7 protein-coding genes are annotated in these 6,449 nt (G+C 72.2%); 5 read left to right on the top strand and 2 right to left on the bottom strand.

The annotated features are described in order from the left end of the window. Nucleotides 1–364: 364 nt before the first annotated feature. From HCJ92_RS20885 to HCJ92_RS20870, 5 genes are all read left to right on the top strand, one after another. Nucleotides 365–1,948: an alanine/glycine:cation symporter family protein gene (locus HCJ92_RS20885; RefSeq protein WP_167935162.1), complete on the top strand. Its 1,584-nt coding sequence runs from the start codon at nt 365–367 to the stop codon at nt 1,946–1,948. Between the two features lie 144 nt (nt 1,949–2,092). Then, nucleotides 2,093–2,524 carry a M67 family metallopeptidase gene (locus HCJ92_RS20880; protein WP_167935161.1) on the top strand — a complete coding sequence of 144 codons (432 nt, stop codon included), beginning with the start codon at nt 2,093–2,095 and terminating at the stop codon, nt 2,522–2,524. A gap of 105 nt (nt 2,525–2,629) precedes the next feature. Next, entirely contained in the window at nt 2,630–2,749 is a 120-nt protein-coding gene (locus HCJ92_RS25680; RefSeq protein ID WP_338054298.1) for a putative leader peptide, read from the top strand. A 60-nt stretch (nt 2,750–2,809) separates the two neighbouring features. Further along, nucleotides 2,810–3,109 carry a MoaD/ThiS family protein gene (locus HCJ92_RS20875; protein ID WP_167935160.1) on the top strand — a complete coding sequence of 100 codons (300 nt, stop codon included), beginning with the start codon at nt 2,810–2,812 and terminating at the stop codon, nt 3,107–3,109. Next, the gene (locus tag HCJ92_RS20870) at nt 3,109–4,059 is read left to right on the top strand and encodes a PLP-dependent cysteine synthase family protein (RefSeq protein ID WP_167935159.1); all 951 of its coding nucleotides are present in this window, start codon (nt 3,109–3,111) and stop codon (nt 4,057–4,059) included. The genes HCJ92_RS20875 and HCJ92_RS20870 overlap by 1 nt, the downstream gene beginning before the upstream one ends. Nucleotides 4,060–4,168: 109 nt before the next feature. On the opposite strand, the gene HCJ92_RS20865 is transcribed toward HCJ92_RS20870, so the two are convergent. Then, nucleotides 4,169–5,497 carry a D-arabinono-1,4-lactone oxidase gene (locus HCJ92_RS20865; protein ID WP_167935158.1) on the bottom strand — a complete coding sequence of 443 codons (1,329 nt, stop codon included), beginning with the start codon at nt 5,495–5,497 and terminating at the stop codon, nt 4,169–4,171. 214 nt (nt 5,498–5,711) lie between these two features. Then, a complete protein-coding gene (locus tag HCJ92_RS20860; RefSeq protein ID WP_245241055.1) occupies nt 5,712–6,314 on the bottom strand; it encodes a TetR/AcrR family transcriptional regulator in 603 nt (200 codons plus the stop codon). Nucleotides 6,315–6,449 lie beyond the last annotated feature (135 nt).

Genomic DNA, 6,449 nt, shown 5'->3' with positions numbered 1-6,449 from the left:
CGTTCTCGTGTCCGCGCCGCGGTGGGGGCGTGGGGGTGCGGCGGGGCGCCGGGCGCCCCGCCGTGCGGCGTGTCGCCATGACGCTCCGCCCCCTCCCGGCGGGCCCGTCGGTGCCCGTTCCGTGTGCAGTGGGGGAGGGCGCTGTGTGCGGATCGGGTGCCGGTCGGGCAGCTGGTCGTGATCACCCGGGCAGCGGCAGGGCCATTGGGTCCTGCGGCTGTATACACCTTCGTGCGATAACCCAAAGTTACGACTGTCGGTTCAGCCCTCAGCAGGGACGTTCCGTGATAGGAACGCTCAATCTGTCCCCCCTTTCTAGGTCCCTCGCCGCCTCCCCGTGGGGCGGCGCGCAGCAGAGGTGTTCATGTCCAACAGCGATCTGTCCTGGACGGACCGGGTAGACGGAGCCGTCAACGACGTCTTCGAGCCCGTGTCCAGCTTTCTCTCCGATGTGGTCTTCGTGACCGTCCCCATTTTCGGAGCGGACTTCCCCGTCATCGTGGCGTGGCTGGCGCTTGCCGGCCTGGTCTTCACCATCTACTTCGGCTTTGCCCAGGTCCGGTACATCAAGCGCTCCGTTCAACTGGTGAGCGGCGGTTACGACCAGAAGGACGCGCCCGGTGAGGTCAGCCACTTCCAGGCGCTGACCTCGGCCATGTCCGGCACGATCGGGCTCGGCAACATCGCCGGTGTCGCCATCGCCGTGGCCGTCGGTGGCCCCGGTGCCACCTTCTGGATGATCGTCTGCGGTCTGCTCGGCATGGCCAGCAAGTTCGTGGAGTGCACGCTCGGGGTGAAGTACCGGGAGTTCAACCCGGACGGCACCGTCAACGGCGGGCCGATGCTCTACCTGCGCAAGGGACTGGCCGAGCTCGGCTGGCCGCGTGTCGGCAAGGTGCTCGCCTGGGGATCGGCCGTGATGATCCTCTTCTTCGCGCTGTTCGGCGGCAACCTCTTCCAGATCAACCAGTCGCTGGAGCAGATGGTCGCCGTCACCGGCGGCTCGGACAGCTTCTTCTCCTCCAGCGCGGGCGCCATCCTCTTCGGCTCCGTCGCGGCGGCCCTGGTCGCGCTGGTGCTCATCGGTGGCATGAAGTCCATCGGCGCCGTCACCAGCAAGCTGGTCCCGGGCATGGGCATCATGTACGTGCTCGCCTGTCTCATGGTCATCGCCTTCAACCTCCCGGCCGTCCCCGGTGCGATCGAGCAGATCATCACCGGCGCGTTCAGCCCCGAGGGTGTGGCGGGCGGTGTCCTCGGCGCGCTGATCGCCGGCTTCCGTCGTGCGGCGTTCTCCAACGAGGCAGGTGTCGGCTCCGCTCCCATCGCCCACTCCGCGGTCAGGACCAAGCGTCCCGCCACCGAGGGGCTGGTCGCGATGATCGAGCCCTTCGTCGACACCGTCATCGTCTGCACCATGACCGCGCTGACCATCATCATCGCGGCCGGGCCGGTCTACGAGCAGGCCCGGGAGACCGTCGCGGGCGGCGAGGAGGTCGGTGGCACCGGCTTCGGCATCACCATCACCTCCGACGCCTTCGACACCGCGCTGCCGTGGTTCCCCTACCTGCTGACGGTCGCCGTCATCCTCTTCGCCTTCTCCACGCTCATCACGTGGGGCTACTACGGCATGAAGAGCTGGGGGTACATCTTCGGGCACAGCAAGACCTCGGAGATGATCTACAAGGTCGTCTTCTGCGGCACCGTGATCATCGGCTGCCTGCTCTCGCTCGGTGTGCTGGTGGACCTCGCGGACGCCGCGCTCTTCCTGGCCGCGTTCTTCAACATCATCGGCCTCTTCGTCCTGGCGCCGATCGTGAAGAAGGAGCTGGCCAAGGTCCTGGAGTGGATGCGCCGGCGCGACGCCGGTGAGACCGACGAGGAGATCGAGGCCGACGAGGCCGCCCGGGGCGACGGCCCTGAGCCGGTCGACGCCAGCGCCCGCTGACGACCGCGTCGCTCGATGACACCCGGGTGGGGGCCGGCATCCGCGAGGGTGCCGGGCCCCACCCGTTCCACGAAGCGGCCGGGCGGTCCGACTGCCGGCCGCTCCGCCCCCGTCGGGCGCACCCGGTCGTCTAACCTGACCGCCATGCTCACCATCACCCAGCAGCTCCACGACGCGATCGTGGCCCACGCCCGCCGCGACCACCCCGACGAGGCATGCGGCATCGTGGCCGGCCCCGAGGGGAGCGGGCGGCCCGAGCGGTTCGTCCCCATGCTCAACGCGGCCCGCTCGCCCACGTTCTACGAGTTCGACTCCGCGGACCTGCTGAGGCTGTACCGGGAGATGGACGGCCGGGACGAGGAGCCGGTGGTCGTCTACCACTCGCACACCGCCACCGAGGCGTACCCCTCGCGCACCGACATCAGCCTCGCGAGCGAGCCGGGCGCGCACTACGTGCTGGTCTCCACCGCCGAGTGCGGCAACGGCGACGGGCCGGTCTCCTTCAGGTCGTTCCGCATCGTGGACGGCGTGGTGACGGAGGAGGACGTCGAGGTCGTGGACGCCTACGGGGGGTGACCACGCGGCTCGGCAGCGTCTTGACTGTCCGGAAGATGGGACGGATCGGCTCGCATGCCGGGACGCCCCTCGGGTTTCGGCCCCGGGAATCGATACGATGAGCCCGTGGTTGAAACCGACGTGATGACCGAGCCCCCGAGCATCCGGCTCGTGGCGCGCCTGCACGTCGACCTGTGCCGCCTCGCGAGCGCCGTGTGTACGCGCCGCGCCGCCGCTCCGGCATGACCCGCCGGGCGCGACCGCACGCCCCGACCAGCCCGACACTCGTCACCCAGGAGCACTCCCATGGCCATCGAGGTCCGCATTCCGACCATCCTCCGCACCTACACCGACGGCCAGAAGGCGGTGCCCGGCGAGGGGGAGACCGTCGCCGCGCTCTTCACCGACCTGGAGTCCCGCCACCCCGGGATCCGTGAGCGCCTGGTCGACGGCGGGGAACTGCGCCGGTTCGTCAACGTCTACCTCAACGACGAGGACGTGCGGTTCCTCAAGGGCATCGAGACGGAGCTGGCCGACGGGGACAGCGTCACCATCCTCCCCGCCGTCGCCGGCGGCGCTCCCGAATTCACGGCCGGCGCCCGCTGATGCGCTTCGACTCGCCGCTGGCCGCGGTCGGCAACACCCCCCTGGTGCGGCTGCCGCGGCTCTCGCCCTCCGACGAGGTGCGGGTCTGGGCGAAGTTGGAGGACCGCAACCCGACCGGATCGATCAAGGACCGCCCCGCGCTCCACATGGTCGAGCAGGCCGAGAAGGACGGGCGGCTCACGCCCGGGTGCACCATCCTCGAACCCACCAGCGGCAACACCGGCATCTCACTGGCGATGGCGGCCCGGCTCAAGGGCTACCGGATCGTCTGCGTGATGCCGGAGAACACCTCAGAGGAGCGGCGGCAGCTGCTCGCGATGTGGGGTGCCGAGATCATCGCCTCGCCCGCCGCCGGGGGTTCCAACACCGCGGTGCGGGTCGCCAAGGAGCTGTCCGCCGAGCACCCCGACTGGGTGATGCTCTACCAGTACGGCAACCCCGACAACGCCGGCGCCCACTACGCCACGACGGGTCCGGAGATCCTCGCGGACCTGCCGTCCGTCACCCACTTCGTCGCGGGGCTCGGTACCACCGGGACCCTGATGGGGGTGGGGCGCTTCCTGCGCGAGCACCGGCCCGGGGTGCGGATCGTCGCGGCCGAGCCCCGCTACGACGACCTGGTCTACGGGCTGCGCAACCTCGACGAGGGGTTCGTCCCCGAGCTGTACGACGAGTCCGTACTGACCACCCGCTACTCCGTGGGTTCGGCGGACGCCGTCGCCCGCACCCGTGAACTCCTCTCCCAGGAGGGCATCTTCGCCGGCATCTCCACCGGTGCGGTGCTGCACGCCGCGCTGGGTGTCGCAGCTCGCGCGGAGCGGGCGGGGGAGAGCGCCGACATCGTGTTCGTCGTCGCGGACGGCGGCTGGAAGTACCTCTCCACCGGTGTCTACACCGCCGGGAGCACGGAGGAGGCCGTGGAGCGGCTCCAGGGCCAGCTCTGGGCCTGACGCATCCCCGAAGACCACGCCCCCGGACAGGCGCCGGGGGCGCAGTCGTGCCCGGCGCCCCGCGCCACGCCCGGTGGGGTCCGGGCCGTCAGCCGTCAGCCGTCAGCCGTCAGCCGGCGGGCGCGTCCGCGACGGGGCCGAGGACGTGGTCGAGGTAGGGGTTGGAGAGCCGCCCCAGGGGATCCAGCTCGGCGCGGAGCGCGCGGAACTCCCCGAGCCGGGGGTGGCGTTCGGTCAGCTCCCGCACTCCCAGCCGGTGCAGCTTCCCCCAGTGCGGTCGACCGCCCGCCGCGTCGGCGGCGCGCGCCACGGCCTCGAAGTACCGTTCGTGCGGCAGCCGGTGGTATTGGTGCACCGCCAGGTAGGCGGTGGGGCGGCCGTAGGCCGTGGAGAGCCAGACGTCGTCACCCGGGGTGAACCTGACCTCCGCGGGGAACGGGATCCGCTCACCGGAGCGGTCCACCCAGTGCCGCACCTCCTCCAACACCTCCGGCAGTGCCTCCCGGGGCAGTGCGTACTCCATCTCCCGGAACACCACCCGCCGCGGCGCGGTGAACACCCGGTGCGAGACGCCCCGGTAGCTGCGGGCGGAGAGCGCACGCGCGCTGACGGCGTTCAGCGCCGGGACCAGCTCCGGCCGGGCCGCGGCCAGGCGGTTGACCCGCTCGAAGCAGGTGTTGGAGAGGAACTCGTCCTCCAGCCACCCCCGGCTCCTGCGCAGCGGCCGGGTGGCGTCGCCGTCCCGGGGCCGGTTGTTGCGCTTGGTCAGTGTGCGGGCGGTGTGCGGGAACCAGTAGAACTCGAAGTGCTCGTTCTCCGCGACCAGCCGGTCGAGGTCGGCGAGGACGGCCGCCAGCGGCATCGGCTCCTCGACGGCGCAGAGGTCGAAGGCCGGTTCGCACCGCAGGGTGACCCGGGCCAGTACGCCCAGCGCCCCCAGCCCCACCCGCGCCGCGGCGAACAGCTCCGGCCGCTCCGTCGCGGAGCAGCGCAGCAACCGGCCGTCCGCGGTGACGAGTTCCAGCGAGTGGACCTGTGCGGCCAGCGCCCCGGAGTCCCGGCCGGTGCCGTGGGTGCCGGTGGAGATGGCGCCGGCGACGGTCTGCCGGTCGATGTCGCCCATGTTCCGCAGGGCCAGGCCGTGCGCGTCCAGCACCCGGTTGAGGCTGTGGAGGGGCAGCCCCGCCTCGACCGTGACCAGTCCGGCGGTTGGGTCCACCTCCGTCACGGCGTCGAGCCGGTCCAGTACCAGCTGGACGCCGTCGGTGACGGCGACGGGGGTGAAGGAGTGGCCGCTGCCGACCGCCTTGACGCGCTCGCCGGTGCGGGCCGCGGCGCGCATCACCGCGAGGAGCTGGTCGACGTCGGCGGGGTGGGAGACGCGGGACGGCCGCGCCGTCGCAGTGCGGGCCCAGTTGTGCCACTCGATGCCCGTCATCGGTCCGACCGCCTCCCGGCTGCGGTGGGGCCACCGGCCGCACGCGCGCCGGGGCGTCGTCGAGCCGCGCCACTCCCGCCGCTCGCACGCCAGGACGGGGGAGTGGCGCGGTGGCGTCAGTGTGGTCCGCGACACCTGGTAAGTCAACTGTCCAAGACGAGTGCACCAGTTCCGGTCGGATCCGGTCCGCGGCCCGGTCCGCGCGGCCGGGCCGTCAGGGCGCGCCGTCCGCCGCCGGACGCGTCAGCCCGGCCAGGCAACCGGCCAGCACCGCGACCTGCTCCCGGGCCGCTGCCTCGTCCCCGTCCACCAGCAGTGCGACGGTCAGCCCGTCCAGCATCCCGACGACCGTGCGGGCCACCACCGGCTCCGGGACCGTCCACACCACGCCGCACGCGCGGGCCACCGAGGAGACCACCGTCTCCGCCGCCGCGCGGTAGGTGTCGTACTGGAGCACCGCCAGGTCCTCCTCGCCCTCGGTCCGCAGCGCGTACTGCGTCAGCTCCAGCAACGCCTGCTGCTCGCGGGGGCGCTCCCGCACCACCGCCAGGAACGCCGCCAACGCGCCCGCCACCGTCTCGCGCACCCCGCCGCCCGGGCCCACCGCCGCCAGGCTCGCCCGCGCCTCACGGTCCACCAGCACCGCCGTGACCTCGCGCAGCAACTCCCGCTTGGAGGCGAAGCAGTAGTGGAACGTCCCCAGCGTCATGCCGGCCTCCGCCACCACCGCCCGCGTGGTCACCGCGGGCACCCCTTCGCGCACCATCAGCCGGACGGTCGCCTCCACCAGCTCCCGCCGTCGTTCCACCGCGCTCATCCTCGGCACCCCGGCACCTCCTTCCCGGCCGTCCCCCGGCCGCCCGGGCCCACCGCCGTACGGACGGACCCGCCCGGGGCGCCGGACCGTCCGCCGCCCCGCGGCCCGTGGCCGCACCACCGGGTGGCCGGCGCG

The sequence above is a fragment of the Streptomyces spiramenti genome, from assembly GCF_012034385.1.
Taxonomy (GTDB): domain Bacteria; phylum Actinomycetota; class Actinomycetes; order Streptomycetales; family Streptomycetaceae; genus Streptomyces; species Streptomyces spiramenti.
The sequence above is the reverse complement of the archived record's forward strand: the minus strand, read 5'-3'. Positions and strand labels throughout refer to the sequence as shown.